14 protein-coding genes are annotated in these 14,474 nt (G+C 48.6%); 6 read left to right on the top strand and 8 right to left on the bottom strand.

Going from position 1 to position 14,474, the window contains the following annotated elements; translation table 11 throughout:
- Window positions 1-4: 4 nt before the first annotated feature.
- From AC0KH7_RS12005 to rsgA, 3 genes are all read left to right on the top strand, one after another.
- Window positions 5-1,372, top strand: coding sequence for an FAD-dependent oxidoreductase (locus AC0KH7_RS12005; protein WP_472373699.1), 1,368 nt, complete (start codon window positions 5-7; stop codon window positions 1,370-1,372).
- Between the two features lie 213 nt (window positions 1,373-1,585).
- A complete protein-coding gene (locus AC0KH7_RS12000; protein ID WP_472373698.1) occupies window positions 1,586-2,251 on the top strand; it encodes a hypothetical protein in 666 nt (221 codons plus the stop codon).
- A 211-nt stretch (window positions 2,252-2,462) separates the two neighbouring features.
- A complete protein-coding gene (rsgA, locus tag AC0KH7_RS11995; protein WP_472373697.1) occupies window positions 2,463-3,494 on the top strand; it encodes a ribosome small subunit-dependent GTPase A in 1,032 nt (343 codons plus the stop codon).
- A 74-nt stretch (window positions 3,495-3,568) separates the two neighbouring features.
- Here the strand turns inward: rsgA and AC0KH7_RS11990 are convergent, their stop codons facing one another.
- Both AC0KH7_RS11990 and AC0KH7_RS11985 read right to left on the bottom strand, forming a co-directional pair.
- Window positions 3,569-4,513, bottom strand: coding sequence for an AEC family transporter (locus AC0KH7_RS11990; protein ID WP_472373696.1), 945 nt, complete (start codon window positions 4,511-4,513; stop codon window positions 3,569-3,571).
- A gap of 92 nt (window positions 4,514-4,605) precedes the next feature.
- Window positions 4,606-5,313 carry a hypothetical protein gene (locus tag AC0KH7_RS11985; RefSeq protein WP_472373695.1) on the bottom strand — a complete coding sequence of 236 codons (708 nt, stop codon included), beginning with the start codon at window positions 5,311-5,313 and terminating at the stop codon, window positions 4,606-4,608.
- 175 nt (window positions 5,314-5,488) lie between these two features.
- Between AC0KH7_RS11985 and AC0KH7_RS11980 the strand changes: the two genes are divergently transcribed.
- Both AC0KH7_RS11980 and AC0KH7_RS11975 read left to right on the top strand, forming a co-directional pair.
- Window positions 5,489-5,983, top strand: a complete 495-nt coding sequence (locus AC0KH7_RS11980) for a hypothetical protein (protein WP_472373694.1) — start codon at window positions 5,489-5,491, stop codon at window positions 5,981-5,983.
- Between the two features lie 66 nt (window positions 5,984-6,049).
- Entirely contained in the window at window positions 6,050-6,361 is a 312-nt protein-coding gene (locus AC0KH7_RS11975; protein ID WP_472373693.1) for a DUF4156 domain-containing protein, read from the top strand.
- Window positions 6,362-6,422: 61 nt separating this feature from the next.
- On the opposite strand, the gene AC0KH7_RS11970 is transcribed toward AC0KH7_RS11975, so the two are convergent.
- Entirely contained in the window at window positions 6,423-8,111 is a 1,689-nt protein-coding gene (locus AC0KH7_RS11970; RefSeq protein WP_472373692.1) for a sigma-54 interaction domain-containing protein, read from the bottom strand.
- Between the two features lie 72 nt (window positions 8,112-8,183).
- On the opposite strand from AC0KH7_RS11970, the gene AC0KH7_RS11965 reads away from it, so the two are divergent.
- Complete coding sequence (locus AC0KH7_RS11965; RefSeq protein WP_472367386.1) at window positions 8,184-8,426, top strand: Rho-binding antiterminator; 243 nt, start codon at window positions 8,184-8,186, stop codon at window positions 8,424-8,426.
- 40 nt (window positions 8,427-8,466) lie between these two features.
- Here AC0KH7_RS11965 and AC0KH7_RS11960 read toward each other — a convergent pair whose 3' ends face one another.
- From AC0KH7_RS11960 to AC0KH7_RS11940, 5 genes are all read right to left on the bottom strand, one after another.
- Window positions 8,467-9,297: an ABC transporter permease gene (locus tag AC0KH7_RS11960; RefSeq protein WP_472373691.1), complete on the bottom strand. Its 831-nt coding sequence runs from the start codon at window positions 9,295-9,297 to the stop codon at window positions 8,467-8,469.
- Window positions 9,294-10,550, bottom strand: coding sequence for an ABC transporter substrate-binding protein (locus AC0KH7_RS11955; RefSeq protein ID WP_472373690.1), 1,257 nt, complete (start codon window positions 10,548-10,550; stop codon window positions 9,294-9,296). Before AC0KH7_RS11955 ends, AC0KH7_RS11960 begins: the two co-directional genes overlap by 4 nt.
- 28 nt (window positions 10,551-10,578) lie before the next feature.
- On the bottom strand, window positions 10,579-11,367 hold the full coding sequence (locus AC0KH7_RS11950; RefSeq protein WP_472373689.1) for an ABC transporter ATP-binding protein: 789 nt from the start codon (window positions 11,365-11,367) through the stop codon (window positions 10,579-10,581).
- Between the two features lie 254 nt (window positions 11,368-11,621).
- A complete protein-coding gene (locus AC0KH7_RS11945) occupies window positions 11,622-12,866 on the bottom strand; it encodes a hypothetical protein (protein WP_472373688.1) in 1,245 nt (414 codons plus the stop codon).
- Between the two features lie 231 nt (window positions 12,867-13,097).
- Window positions 13,098-14,471 (bottom strand): SLC13 family permease, encoded by a 1,374-nt coding sequence (locus AC0KH7_RS11940; protein WP_472373687.1) that lies wholly within the window; start codon window positions 14,469-14,471, stop codon window positions 13,098-13,100.
- Window positions 14,472-14,474: the final 3 nt, after the last annotated feature.

Here is a 14,474-nt window from a genome sequence, read left to right as displayed (position 1 = left end):
CAAGATGAGTGAAGATTTTAAAAAGTATATTTGTAAGACATGCGGTTTGATTTACGACGAAGAGCTGGGCGATCCGGATTCCGGATTGGCGCCGGGCACGCGTTTTGAAGACATTCCGGATGACTGGTACTGCCCTTTGTGCCTGGTGAGTAAATCGGATTTCATTCCACTGGACGAAGCGAAGGCGAAATCTTCACCGGATGGTGCGCCTAAGCGCAAAGCCAGCACCCATGCCGACGTCTTGATTATCGGCGCTGGTTACGCCGGTTGGCAAGCCGCTGAAAATGTTCGTCAAGCCATGCCGGACGCCGAAATCAGCTTGCTCACCGCCTGTGACGGAACCGTCTATCCGAAACCGTCCCTGTCCATGGCCTTAAGCCAAGGGCGTACGCCGGACGACTTAAAAGAAATGACCGCCGAAGCCAAAGCCGCCGAACTGAATATGGGTGTTAAAACCCGTACCAAAGTCATGTCCATCAACACCAAGCGTAAAAAGGTCATGACCACTTCCGGCAGCTTCCAATACGACAAACTGATTCTCGCAACCGGTGCCAAAGCTCTGTCGCCAAGCGTGGACGGCAATGCCGCCCAGGACATCATGACCATCAACGACCTGCCGGCTTATAGACGTTTTCACAAGGCCCTGGAAGGCAAAAAATCCGTCACCCTTATCGGCGGCGGTTTGATTGCCACCGAGCTGGCCGAAGACCTCAGTTCACAAGACATCGAAGTCAATATGGTGGTGCGTGGCGCGCATCTCATGAGCCAGATTCTGCCGGAAGCCATTTCCCAGTCGTTGGAAGAAAAGCTGAAAAGTAAAGGCGTCAAGCTGTACAAAAACTCCGAATTGATGGACATGAACCAAGCCGAAAACGGTTATATGCTTCATACCGACCAAGGCGAATACATCGAAACGGATGTCGTGGTCGCCGCCATTGGCCTGGCACCAAATTTGGAATTGGCCAAAAAAGCCAAGTTGGAAACCAACCGCGGTATCTGCATCAACGGCGCTTGCCAAACCTCCGACCCGGACATCTTCGCGATTGGCGACTGTGCCGAAGCCGGTGGCGTGTTGCAAGCTTATTTGGAACCGATTCGTCGCCAAGCCAAAGCCATTGCCGCGCACCTGAAAGGCGAAGACACCGACCCGTTCCAAGTGCTGCCAAGCTTGATCAAAACCAAAACACCAAGCTTGTCCATTATGATCAGCCCACCATTGCACGCCACGCACGGCCAATGGGAGCAAACCATGATGGTCGGCGACAACCAACGCCTGCTTTACAAAGAAGGCGAAGATGTCTCCGGCTTCGCCCTCAGCGGCGACCTGGTTACCAGCGCCAACGCCCTTTACCAAGAGTTGTTCAGCGCGTAATTCAGATTTTAATCCGCGCCTAAAAAGCGTTAAACGTCATAAAAGGTCACTTCGGTGGCCTTTTTTATGCCTTGATGAAAATGAATGAGAGTCTCTGAAACCACCAGGCCTGGTGGTTTTTATCTATCAAAGCTAGCCGTATTACTATAGTATTTTAAATAAAAGTTTTTACTTTGAATGTTAGATTGTTAACAGAAAGAATAGGAGACAACTTTGATAAAAAAATTATCGTCAAGATATGATCAACTCGCGGACGAAATTGTTCAAATAGAAACGACTAAAACGGCTAAACGATTAGAGTTTACCGGTACTAATTATGATCAAGTTGATGAAGCTATGTTTGATGAATGGAAAGTTAAAGCTAAATCACTCATAGTTAAGACATGTGGAAGTGATAGTGAGCATATGAAAGCTTTTATTAAGGCTGAAAAGAGTCCGTCTTTTGATGATAATTACCAACAACTTAAACGCATAAAACCCGTTTTTTTAGCTGCAAAAGATGATTTTCAAGGAGGTTTTTTACTTTCCATTAAAACTTTGGTGCAGGCTGAACTGTTTGATTCTGAACTTGAGCAAGCTTTAGAGCTTTTATCCAGCGGATATAAAGGCCCTGCCGCAGTTGTTGCAGGTGTAGTTTTGGAAACAACATTAAGGGATCTTTGTACTCAAAATGGCATACCACATGCAAAGTTAGATAGTATGAATGCAGGGCTTACGAAAGCAGGTGTCTATAACAAATTGCAACAAAAGAAAATTACAGCATTAGCGGATATTCGAAATAGTGCCGCCCATGGTAATTGGAATTCATTTAATGAAGAGGATGTTAAGGAAATGATTGATGATGTTGAAAAGTTTTTATCTCATCATTTAATGCAATGAAAATAAGTGAATATATGTATTGATTTAAGGTCATTTGCTATAATAAAAACCAACCTTATATTTCTATTTCAAACGGAGGATATTGATGATTGTTGTTAAAAGCCTCCGGGTAGTTTTTTCGTAGATTTATTCTTCGCTACCCGGTCAGTGTGCCGGGGCCTTTTCAGCCCCAGAATTTGATTTCTTACAACGCTTAAGCGTTATGGGGCTTATGATGACATCACATTATTCTCTTCATCAATTAGGGTGGAAACCCTTTTTTCAACACCAACTGTCACTTGACGAGTTGGAAACCTTGATTCCGGCGCGTGTCTTCGGCGTCGAACGTTCGATTATTCAGTTATTGACCACGAAAGGTCCGTTGTCCATGACGATGACACAATCCATTCCTAATCTAGCGGTGGGCGACTGGGTTTTAATCGATGCCGAGCATCGGTTTGTTCGCTTGTTGGACCGAGTGTCGTTGTTTTCGCGAAAGGCGGCGGGCACACGGGTTGATCGCCAATTGATTTCCGCCAATGTGGACTCGGTTTTGATTGTCAGTTCTTTGAACAACGATTTTAATTTGAACCGAATTGAGCGTTATTTGGCGTTGGCGCATGAGGCTGGTGTGGAGCCGATTGTTTTGCTCACCAAAGCCGATTTGTGCGATGAGCCGGAATCGTTTGTGGAAGCGGTTCAATCGCTGGATAAGATGCTGCAGGTGTTAGCGGTGAATGCCCATGATTCGGCGACTTTACAGGCGTTGGAACTCTGGTTGTCGCCCGGCCATACGCTGGCTTTTTTGGGGTCGTCCGGCGTGGGTAAATCGACGTTGGTGAACACGCTGTTGGGCGGCGACGTTCAGGAAACCAATCGGATTCGCGAAGATGACAGCCGAGGGCGTCATACCACCACGGCACGTTCGCTGCATTTGACGGCTTCCGGCGTGTTGTTGCTGGACACGCCGGGGATGCGTGAATTGCAATTGGCGGATTATGAACAGGGCGTGGAGGAGACCTTTGCCGACATCGCCACTTTGGCGGAGCAGTGTAAGTTTTCCGATTGTCAGCACCAGTCCGAACCCGGATGTGCGGTTCGGGCGGCGATTGAATCCGGTCAGTTGGCGGAACGCCGTTTGGCGAATTACCACAAGCTGATGAAGGAGCAAGCGTTTAACGCCGTGACCTTGGCGGAAAAACGCGCGCAGGACAAGCGATTCAGCAAAATGGTCAAATCCGCCAAGCACCTCAAGCAACGATAACTTAAAGCCGTTTTACGGTTCATCTCAAAAACCACCAGGCCTGGTGGTTTTTTACTTTCTGCGTACCAATCGAGTTACATAAAGCTCAGTAATAGTGTCAGGGTCACAAGCGACAGCACGGTGGAAAAGAGCACCGTTTGTGCGGTGGTGACCGCTTCGCGTCGGTAGTATTCGGCCAGCATGAACGGCCCGGTGCCGGTCGGCAAAGCGGCTAACAGGATGGCCATCATCGCCAGTTCATAATCCATTTCAAACACGCTTAGTGCTAACCAAGCGACTAATAACGGTTGGGCAATCAGTTTGATCGCGGTCAGTTGCCAGGCGGTTTTGCGTGCCGCCGCGGTGTTGTTATTGGAAGACGCCACCGCATCCGCCAGAAAAAGCCCCAAGCTGACCAGAGCGGCCGGGCTGGCGGCACCGCTCAACAGGGTTAAAAAGGTTTCCACGCCTTGCGGCAGTTGCCAGGAGGTCAGGGCAAACAACATCCCGGCGATGGGTGAGACAATCAGCGGGTTGAGAAACACGGCTTTGAGTACGTTTTTGATTTTAAGGCGCAAGCTGGCTTCCGCTTGCAGGCCGGTTTCAATCAGGATAATCGCCAGCGCAAAGACGATACTGACCACGATAATGCTGGCAATGGTAGTTGGCACCTGACTGGACGCGCCGAACACCAGAAACAGCAGTGGAAAACCGACATAACCGGTATTGGAATAAGCGGCGGAAACACTGTCGATGCTGGCATCGGCCAGCGGCACGCCTTTTTTGAGGCGCCAGATGAGCACCAACACAAACAGGCCAACCGAACCGATGAGATACACCAGAATGAAATCGGGCAAGTAGAGTGCCGACCAGTTGCTGTTGGCCATGATGTCGAACAGTAAGGCAGGCAGCGCCAGCCACACTACGAAACGGTTCAGCTCGCTGGCGGCAGTTTGCCCCATTACGCCGGTTTTGCGGCTGATGAATCCGGCGGCGATCAGGCCGAAAATGGGTAACAGAATTGAAAGGGTTCCAAGCATGAAAACGGGTTATGTCAGTGATGAAAGCGTTAGTATAGCCAGCCTGCCGGTCTAAAGACAGGCTGAGTGGCGAAAACCGCTAGGCCTGGCGGTTATTGGGTATTCGGGCATTGATCGGAGAGAACCTTGTTAAGCTCTTCTGCGGACTTTTCAAACGTCAGTTGGCCGTTCTTGACGGTAAAAATATACAGGGTGTCGAAGTCGCTGCCGTGCCATTTTCCGAAATTGTAGTCGGCCCCATAGATGTCGTTGACGTGTTTGGCAATGTCTTTAATCCGGGTGTGTTGCCAGACGATGAGCGCGGTTTTTCCTTCGTATTGTGATGAGGTGGCGAGCTGGGCGATGGCTTTGGGTTTGTCCACCGCCACACAAAGGTTCACGCCGGTGTTAAAGAAGGTGGCGGTGGGTAAAGCGGTTTGAAAGGGTCTCAAGGAGAAAGCGCCTTTTCCGTCGGCACCGTATTTGGTGGTGAAGTGCGGTGTGGGGGAAAAGACCGCATCGATGGTTTTGAATCGGTTTTGCATCACTTGCGGAAGGTGCAAAGCCCGGTTTTCACCGCGACAATTGAGGACGCCGCGGTCATTGGCGATGGGGCGCGGCTTTTCGCCGTGCCGTGCGATGATGAGTGTCAGGTTTTGGGCCGGCGTGGCCGAGACGGTACATAGGGCGGGTTCCGAAGCGGCCGCATAGCCGATGCCGGATACAAGCAGACAGCCGGATACAAGCAGACAGCCGGATACAAGCAGACAGCCGGATACAAGCAGACAGATAGCAATGAATTGGGTGAAGAACTTGGCCATAGTGACGGTTCCTTGGTGGTTTTTAATAATTGGTTTAGAGTGAAATTAATTTTATACATTATTGAAATATAAATATGAATTAAAACGGAAGTTATTTTTTATTTACTAATTAAAACCAATATTGACTTTTATTTACTAAAAAATTAGTATTTATATGTCATGTTAGGAGCATAGAATGAATAGCACTGAATCTAAAATAGCAAAACTTAAAAATGATCTTGAACTAGCCGCTTTCATGGTAAGTAAAGGCGAACCAGAAAAAGAGACACATTCAAAAATAGTACAAAGTTTAGTCACTTTATCAGAGTTAGAAGCCTTATTAAAAAAGGCAAAATCCAGTGAAACCCAAGGTGATTTAGAAATTGAAGAAGTAAAAAAAGTTAATAGACGGCTTAAATTATGGGTAAAAAGACAGAATCAAATTAATTCAAAAATTTTGAATGCATTCTTAAAATTAGAACGCTCAGGTTTAATTCCAATAACAGAAACGGATCTTATTAATGAACTTCCCAATGAAAAGTCATTTGCAAGTAATTTTGTTCAAATGAAAATTATTGCTGAAAAAAACCATGGGAAAGTTTTTGAACAATGCGGTGATGCTATTACGCTTTGGAAGCCTGTACTTTCCAGCATACGGGAATACGAAAAGAATGTCTTTAAAGCTAAATGAATGGCATGGCATGGTTTCCTAATTTATTCGCAACTTGTCTGTTAGAACAACAAAGGGATGATTAAAATGAAAAATGTGGTATTTGTTACTTTAGTTTTAAGCTTCTTATTATCAGGATGTGCCACAAACCTAACGGCTGAAGGGCAAAAAGTGCGCATAGTCACTGAGAATCAAAAAGAAAATAATTGTGAGTTTTTAAAACTTATCTCCGTTCGAGTTGGGTTGGGGCCAGATAAACCTGGATCGGCATTAAAAAAGGCTATGAATGAAGCCGGTAGCATTGGTGCTAATGGTTTTTACCTTATTTCTGATACTGTCCATTGGGCTGAAGGTGCATCAGTTACAGGAGAAGCTCTTAAGTGCAAGGGGCTTAAATAGAGTATTTAATAAGGGTAATCGTAACCTTAGTTTTTAATATTCAAACTGAATTCTTTTCCCTTTATAACCCGAGTTTTTTCAAGCGATAACTGAATTGACGTGGTGTCATGTTCAGTAGCAGGGCGGCGCGGGTTTTGTTGCCGCGTGCCATCTCCAGTGCCTGTTTGAGTTGTTCGGACTCGTCTTCCGACACTCGCCAGTAAGCGCGTTTGTCGTCTATCGCGGATTGGCCGTTCGGAAACGCTAAGCCGTTGTTGGTGTTGGGTACGAAACCGTTGGCGGTCGCTTGACCATTCACCACTTGCGGTTCTTGTGACCAGCCTTCCAGGTTTGGGGTGGCTGGCTGCAGTTCGTTTTCCAGCGGTTTGACCTGCCCGCCGTGGATAATGGCGCTTTCTTCCTGAATGATTTTTTCAATTAACTGGGCGGAAATCAGGCGGCCTTTGTCGGCCATCAGCACGGCGCGTTTCACCACGTTTTCCAATTGACGGATATTGCCCGGCCATTCATAGCCCTCCAAAAACGCCATGGCCCCTTTGTCGTAAATGGCACTGGTGTGGTATTCCTGGTTGGCCTGGTTAAGGAAATGGCGCGCCAGAAGACGGATGTCACCGTCTCTTTCCCGAAGGGCGGGCAGTTCGATGGGGAAAACGTTCAAACGGTAAAATAAATCCAGACGGAAGCGCCCTTGGTTGACGGCTTCGTGCAAATCTTTGTGGGACGCGACTATGATGCGGGTGTCCACATGAATCGGCTTGGTGCCGCCGACGCGAGTGACGCAGCGCTCTTCCAACACGCGCAACAGTTTGGCTTGCAGGCCGAAGTCCAAGTCGCCGATCTCATCGAGGAACAGGGTGCCATTATTGGCGAGTTCGATTTTGCCTTGTTTGGTTTGGGTGGCGCCGGTAAAAGCGCCTTTTTCATGCCCGAACAACTCGGATTCCAACAAATCCGGTGGGATGGCGGCGCAGTTAATGGCAATAAACGGACCGTCCTGACGGTGCGAGGCCAAATGTAACATCCGTGAAAAGCGTTCTTTCCCCGTGCCAGATTCCCCTTTCAGCATAACGGTGACGGCGGTGTTCGTGGCGCGGCTGACTTTATTTAAAGCGGCGCGTAAAGCGGCACTTTCGCCGATAATGCCGTATTGGCTGCCTTGACCGAGCGCCATGGAACGTAACTGCTCGTTTTCTTCTTTCAGTAGCTGGGTTTGCTGCTCGATCATGGCGTTCACCGCCAGGATTTCACTGATGAACAGCGACATCAGCTTGAGAATGCCTAAGTCGCGGTCCAGTGAGCGGGGGCGTTTGCTCAAACGGTTCACCGCTAAAACGCCGACAGTGGTGCCGTTACGGACAATCGGTGTGGCGATGAAAGCCACGGTTTCCTGCGGCAGGGTGGAGCGGTCGACGGTTCGGAACAGGTAGTCGTCTTCACGGTCGATATCGGCGACAATGATGGGGCTGCCGGAGTGCATGACTTTCCCGGAAATCCCTTCGCTGATGGCGAAACGCCCTTGGGCGATTTCTTCTTTGGTCAAGCCGTAGGCATAGGCGGTGTGCAGGTATCCGGAGTTATTTTCCTGCAGTAGCACTCGGCCACGGTTAAGCCCCATTTGGCGTGAAATTAGGCTCAGGATGGTGTGAATCGCTTTTTCAGGCGCGTAAGCCTTTTCGATTTGCTCAGCCGCTTCCTTTATGACAATATATTCCGACTGGTTGGCAATATCCAGATGTTCAACGTGTTTCACAGAACCTACCCTTAAAGCGTAAACGCTTTCATATTAGCATTTTGTTTCAAAAAACGTAAATGGAGACCCTTCATGCCGATTTCCTGCCATTTGTACGACCAATTGGAAGTGGCCGCTATGCGAAAACAGACAGTACGCCTGACGTTTGAACCACCGCATTCCGAAACGGTTTTCGAAGGGGTGATTACGGACCTGTTCAGTCGGAACGGCGAGGAGTTCCTTAAAGCAAAAAACGGCGACCAGGAAAACCTGGTGCGGCCGTTGGAAGGTTTGGCGTCCATTGAGGTACTTGACGTACTCAATGGCGCGAAATAAAAAGGCAGGGGATGGAACGCCCCTGCAAAAAGTCACAATATTATTCAACATGCCATGAATAACGTTTAATCAAGGTGACAGCAATAAAATCCAGCAGATAACCAATAATGCCGATGACGACTACGATGGCCGCTAAGGCCGCATAATCCAAAGTGTCACGTGCATCGTTGATGGCATAGCCCAGACCGGACGTTACCCCAAGATATTCCGCAGGTACCAAGACAACCCAGGCGACACCGATGGCGAGGCGAATCCCGGCAAAAACATCTTGTGCGATGGCGGGCATAATCACGCGGCGTAGCATTTGATATCCGTCGGCCCCTAAGTTTCGTGCAACTTGGAACCAGTTTGGATCAATACGCTGCACACCATGTGCGGTACCGAAAACAATCGGCCAGATGGTGGCCATGGCCAGCAGGAAGATGATGGCCGCGTCCCAGGTTTCGAAAGCCAATACGGCAATCGGCATCCAAGCCAATGGGCTGATCATTCGCAAGAACTGGAATGGCATATTGGCGATTTGGCGCACCATTAAAAAGTAACCCACCAAAATCCCGGTTGGTACTCCGATGACAATCCCCCAAAAGAGACCGGCGACGATACGGTACAGACTGGAATAAATGGTTTCCCAGATGGAGCCGGTTTCAACCAGATACCAGAGTGCCGAAAACGTTGGCCCGGGTGCAAAATCCGCAAAGGCTTGCGTATCCGGGTTGGATTTGATTAAAAGACCGCCGATCCACCAGACCAGGAGAAGGATTCCCATCCCCATGCTCGCGTTGATGACACTTTGCATCCAGCCTGGCAGGCTCTTGAAACCTGCCAATGCTTGGCCGAACGACATCTTTGTTGTTGCAGCCGAATTACTCATAGTTTAAATACCTCTTTACGGTGTGTTGGGTCGGCCGGATTCACACCAGGCACTTTGTCCCAAACGTCATATTTATTCATGGCGTTGGTCACGTAATCGTAGTTGACCAGGTCTTTCAGTGCGAAGTCGATATCCAGATTGTCCATGAACGTTTTATCTCCTGTGACCAGGGTTTCTTTCAATTGTTCCATCAAGAACTTAGTCGCGGAAGGGTATGGATAAGGGTTGAAATCGATACGACCGATGTCCCAATCCGGGTGTTTGATGGCTTTTGGATCCTGGTAATCCGCCGGTGAATAATCCGTCATGGCTTTTTCGACCACTTTGGCTTTCATCGGTAGGTAACGCTTGCCTTCGCGAGACAGCATTTTCGCCACTTCTTCTTTGTTTTCCTGAGCGTATAGACCGCCGCGAACCACGGCATTCATGACTTTTTGAGACCACTCAGGTCGTTTGTCAACGTCGTCATCGTGCATACAGACAACGCAGCAAGGGTGGTTTTCCCAAATATCGCCGGTGAAGCGCAACATTTTCGCACCCGCTAGCATTTCACCCGCGGCATTGAACGGTTCCGCCACAATGTAAGCGTCGATTTTCTTCGCTGCTAAAGCCGGTGGCATATCCGGTGGTGGCATGATTTGTAGGTTCACTTGGTTCGGCTTCAACGGATCGGTTTGGTCTTGGATGACCGGTTCCAACCCGGCATTTTTCAGTGCCATTTGCAACACGATGTTGTGCATGGAGTACCAATAAGGCACGGCCACTTGCATTCCGCCCAATTCTTCAAAAGATTCCACGCCTGTGTGTTTACCAACCACCAGGCCGGAACCGTTGGTGTGAGCCCAACCGGTGATTTTGACCGGGAAGTTGTTGTTGTAGCGCATCCAGATTGGAATTGGCTTCAGGAAATGCACCAGGTTGAATTTGTGCGCCGCGAAGCCTTCGATCAATGGAGACCAGCCGCGAATCAAGGTGGGTTTTTCCACTTTCAGGCCTTCTTCTTCAAAGAAGCCCATAGCATGTGCGACCAAAAGGGCACTGGCGTCGGTGATTGGAAGGTAGCCGATACGGACCACTTCGTCTTCCGGTGGCGTCATATTGGCGAACGCCTGGCTGGATGGCAAGCTCATGGCCGCCGCTAGGCCACCGGTCGCGGCCATGCTGTCGAGAATGAATTCACGACGGCCTTTGGTCGGGTTGAATGTATAGTCGTGCTTGGATAATTCGTTATCGCAATTGCAGTATTGACACATGTTGGTTCTCCTTTAAAGCGATGGAATGTTATGCGTTCGATTCGGCGACACTTCGCTGCTTGGCCAAGTCAATCTTTTCAAATTCGTTAAATAGGTTTTCTTTCAGGGTATTGAACGCTTCCAAAGAGCGGTCGCGCGGGTAGTCGAGTTTGACTTCCATTTCACCGACGATTTCCCCAGGGTTCTGGCTCATGATGACGACGTTGTCGGCCATGGCCACGGCTTCTTCGATATCGTGCGTGACCAGAATCATGGTGATGCCCTGATTGTGGCAGATTTCGGAAACCTCATTTTGTAATTGGCTGCGGGTAAAAGCATCCAATGCGGAGAAAGGTTCGTCCAACAATAGAATTTCCGGCTCCGTTGCCAGAGAGCGCGCCAGCGCAACACGTTGTTGCTGACCGCCGGAGAGTTGCTGAACGTTTTTGTCTTTGTGTTCGGTGAGTCCGACCATGTCCAGCAGTTCTTCAACCCGTTCCTTTTTTTGGTTATAGGTGCCGGAAAACACTAGGCCCAGTGCAGCGTTTTCGCGGACCGTCATCCAAGGGTATAAAGAAGGTTTTTGGAACATCATGTTCCATTTGGCACTTGGCTTGGTGACAGTGTGTGCATTGATGCGGACGGCGCCGTCGGATGGAATGAGCAGGCCGGCGATCATTTGCAACAGTGTGGACTTACCGCAACCGCTTCGTCCGATCAAAGCCGTCAACTGTCCTTTTGGAATGGTGAGGTTGATGTTCTTTAGCGTCGGTTTGGTTTGTTTTTTAAATGTATGGGATAGTTCTGAAATCCAAACATTGGAGCCTTTTGCAGTCATAATCGAATCTTCTTTTAGCAATTAAATTTATTAATGATATAGCTTAGGTGGTGCCAACAAATATAAGTTTAATTAAATCAATAACTTAATTAAAATTTATGGCAGACTTAGGCTGAAAATGAATTGCTTTGTTAACAATTGTTAACATTTTGTAGCACTTTGTTATTTTTTGGTGCAATGGGTCAGGTGCGATGGAAAAGAAAAAGCCCGCAAAAGCGGGCTAAGTGATTTTTATCAGTCAAAATGGTGTTCTGTTAAAACTTAACTTGACCCCAGACCCACAGTTTTGTGGTGTCCACAAGGTTGTTGTTGGCAGAAGAATCTTTCGCGGTATAGTTGGCATATTTCACACCGACGGTGTAGATTTTGGCGATTTTCTTAGCCACCAATAAATCGTATTCCGAACCGTAGTCGTCGCCACCTGTGTCGGCATTGAAATCATGGTAAATAGCGGCCAACTTCAAGCCCAGTGCTTTACCGGAGACGCTTAAATAGTTATCCACCAAACCGTTGATTGGCGTACCACCGGCTGGCCCGATAAACATATCCGCCCAACCGTTGAACAGGTGAACCGTTCCTAAAGGTGTGTTGAACGCGCTTTTGCCGTCACCGCCCAGTTTTTCCTGACCGGCCAAAATCTTAGCTGGACCGACGCCGACACCCAGTTCGAAACGGGTGTAGTCACCGCCGACATCGCCTTTCGTGTCGGCGTATTTTCCTTGTGTCGCATATTCAGCGTGGTAGAAGAGTTTGAAGGTATCGCTTAATTGGGTGTTACCGGCAAAGCGTGCACCATAGGTTTCGCTGTCGGTGAGGGTTTTTAAATCATAATCCAGAAAGTAGCCGTAACCGGTGATGGTTCCGAACGGCAGGCCGGTGTATTTCGCTTGAGCGGCGTTGGATGTCATGGTTTGGTTTACGCCGACCGGGTTACGGACATTCATAAGATAAGCGTAATCAATTTCGACATCTGGAATGGCTTTGGTCTTTAAGCTGGCGGCGGTATAAACCTGTTCCGTTTGACGCCAACCCACGTTCCCCAAGAAACGATTGTCGAAAATAATCCGTTGTTGACCGACTTTGGCACCTGTTTCCTTATATTTATAACCCACCCAGGCCTGGTTCAATACGGTAATGCTTGGATCTAGAATAACGGCTCTGTTACTGTCTCCACCGGCACCTGGCCCTTTGCCCACGAAGTAATCGTTACGGTCGCCCAGTGATTCGGTACCGGACATTTCCACCATGCCGTTGAAACCGTATAAGTCGCCTGTGGTATAACCGATACGCGTTCTTTCGGTAATGGCTGTGGCATCTTTTTTGCCCGTTTGTTCAACGCCTTCGTAACGAACGCGGACATCGACATTCACTTTACCGCCGGTTAGGGCGTCGGTGAATTTGTCTGCTTGTGCTGTTTGCGAAACCGCCATGCTGGATAGTGCGATAGCCGAACTCGCGAGGATGCTCTGAATAGAGCGTGATAGAACCGTTTTTTTCATAATGATCTCCTTGTCTGAGCCTTCCATATTGCACCGGATGTGCCAGCACAAACAAAGTGAACAAAATCAATAGATTATATTTATATGCACCCAAAACTTTGTTTAATGCGATTAACAATGCAGTTCAATCACCGACAAATTGTTTGGAATTGTTAACAAAATCTAGATAAAACGGAAAGGGTGAAAACCGCCAGGCCTGGGCGATTTTAAAGGTATGGATGGCAATAAAACTTACAACAAATGTTGCCAAAAGAGATTGGCGGTCAGTGTGACGAAAGTGATGCCGAGCAAGTTAAACGCCAAGCCGTAAGTGGCCATGGTTTTCACCGAAACCGCGCCACTGCTCATGGCAATGGCGTTGGGTGGAGTGGAAATGGGTAACATAAAGGCGTAACTGGCACAGACGGTGGCGACCATCATCAACAAACGGCTGTCGAGCCCGCTTTGCTCACACACCGCTAACAGAATGGGCAAGATCATGGCAATCAAAGCCGTATTGCTGGTGATGACGGTGCTGAATGTCACCAGAAAGGCAATGATGGCGATGACCAGCCAGGTTGGGAAAACGGCGATGTGTTGTAACAGCCAGGCCAGTTGATCGGCCAAGCCGGTGGAGGTGAAGGCGCCGGCAATGGCAAAGCCAGCACCGAACAGAAAGATGATTTCGTAGGGAATTTTTTTGGTGTCCTGCCAGTTAAGAATGTCGAAGGGGGGTAAAAACAATAACAGCCCGAAACCGAGCAAAAGTCCTTTTTCATTGAATCCGTTCCAACCGAGTAATGACGTGGCCAAGGCATTGACGATCAAGATTGCGACTAAGGCCGACACCAAATAAAGCACTTTTTTCTGACCGGAGTTGAGGGGTTGCGGTTTGAAATCGGTTTTGAGGGTTTCGTTGGTGGTGCCCAGCGCCAATACCCAACCGACCACCGCAAACATGGTGGCGACCAACGGCAACACCATTAATACCCAATGTGCGAAACTGATGCCGGGAATCAAATGTTGATCGAAAAACCCGAAAAGAATGAGGTTTGGCGGAGTGCCAATCGGGGTGAGAATGCCGCCGACACTAGCGCCGTAGGCGATGGCGAGCGCAAAGCGCATTTGCAGTTCCCGCCGTTCGGTCAAAAACAGCGCCAACGGCATTAACAGCAAGGCGGTGGTGGTGTTGGACAAAAAAGCACTCAAACCACCCGAGGTGATGGATAAGGCGTAAATCATCCCCTTTGGTGTAGCGGGAAACACCGCCAACATTTTCTGGGAAATCACATGATGCAATTCCGTTTTTTCAATCGCGATGGCCAGCATAAAGCCGCCAATGAACAGGAAAATAATCGATTGGGCATAGTTCGGAGCCACTTCATTGGTGTGGGTGATGCCAAACAGCGGAAACAATACAATGGGCAGCAACGCTACCCACCCTAACGGTAAAGCTTCATTGCTCCACAAAAACACCATGGTGACCACTATGCCGAGCAGGATTGCCTGATTTAAGGTCAAAACAAAACTCAATACGCTGAAAACCAGAACGCCGAACGTTATTGCGATGAAAAGTCCTTGAAACGGTTTTGTGTCAGCGGTTGCGCGTTTTTCGTTAAGAGCCATATG

The organism is Hydrogenovibrio sp., assembly GCF_965140365.1.
GTDB lineage: Bacteria > Pseudomonadota > Gammaproteobacteria > Thiomicrospirales > Thiomicrospiraceae > Hydrogenovibrio.
The sequence above is the reverse complement of the archived record's forward strand: the minus strand, read 5'-3'. Positions and strand labels throughout refer to the sequence as shown.

Bases quoted from the DNA above. Each gene is read 5' to 3' on its own strand.
- AC0KH7_RS12005 (WP_472373699.1), top strand. From the start codon at position 5: ATGAGTGAAGATTTTAAAAAGTATATTTGTAAGACATGCGGTTTGATT.
- rsgA (WP_472373697.1), top strand. From the start codon at position 2,463: ATGATGACATCACATTATTCTCTTCATCAATTAGGGTGGAAACCCTTT.
- AC0KH7_RS11990 (WP_472373696.1), bottom strand. From the start codon at position 4,513: ATGCTTGGAACCCTTTCAATTCTGTTACCCATTTTCGGCCTGATCGCC.
- AC0KH7_RS11985 (WP_472373695.1), bottom strand. From the start codon at position 5,313: ATGGCCAAGTTCTTCACCCAATTCATTGCTATCTGTCTGCTTGTATCC.
- AC0KH7_RS11980 (WP_472373694.1), top strand. From the start codon at position 5,489: ATGAATAGCACTGAATCTAAAATAGCAAAACTTAAAAATGATCTTGAA.
- AC0KH7_RS11975 (WP_472373693.1), top strand. From the start codon at position 6,050: ATGAAAAATGTGGTATTTGTTACTTTAGTTTTAAGCTTCTTATTATCA.
- AC0KH7_RS11965 (WP_472367386.1), top strand. From the start codon at position 8,184: ATGCCGATTTCCTGCCATTTGTACGACCAATTGGAAGTGGCCGCTATG.
- AC0KH7_RS11960 (WP_472373691.1), bottom strand. From the start codon at position 9,297: ATGAGTAATTCGGCTGCAACAACAAAGATGTCGTTCGGCCAAGCATTG.
- AC0KH7_RS11955 (WP_472373690.1), bottom strand. From the start codon at position 10,550: ATGTGTCAATACTGCAATTGCGATAACGAATTATCCAAGCACGACTAT.
- AC0KH7_RS11950 (WP_472373689.1), bottom strand. From the start codon at position 11,367: ATGACTGCAAAAGGCTCCAATGTTTGGATTTCAGAACTATCCCATACA.
- AC0KH7_RS11945 (WP_472373688.1), bottom strand. From the start codon at position 12,866: ATGAAAAAAACGGTTCTATCACGCTCTATTCAGAGCATCCTCGCGAGT.
- AC0KH7_RS11940 (WP_472373687.1), bottom strand. From the start codon at position 14,471: ATGGCTCTTAACGAAAAACGCGCAACCGCTGACACAAAACCGTTTCAA.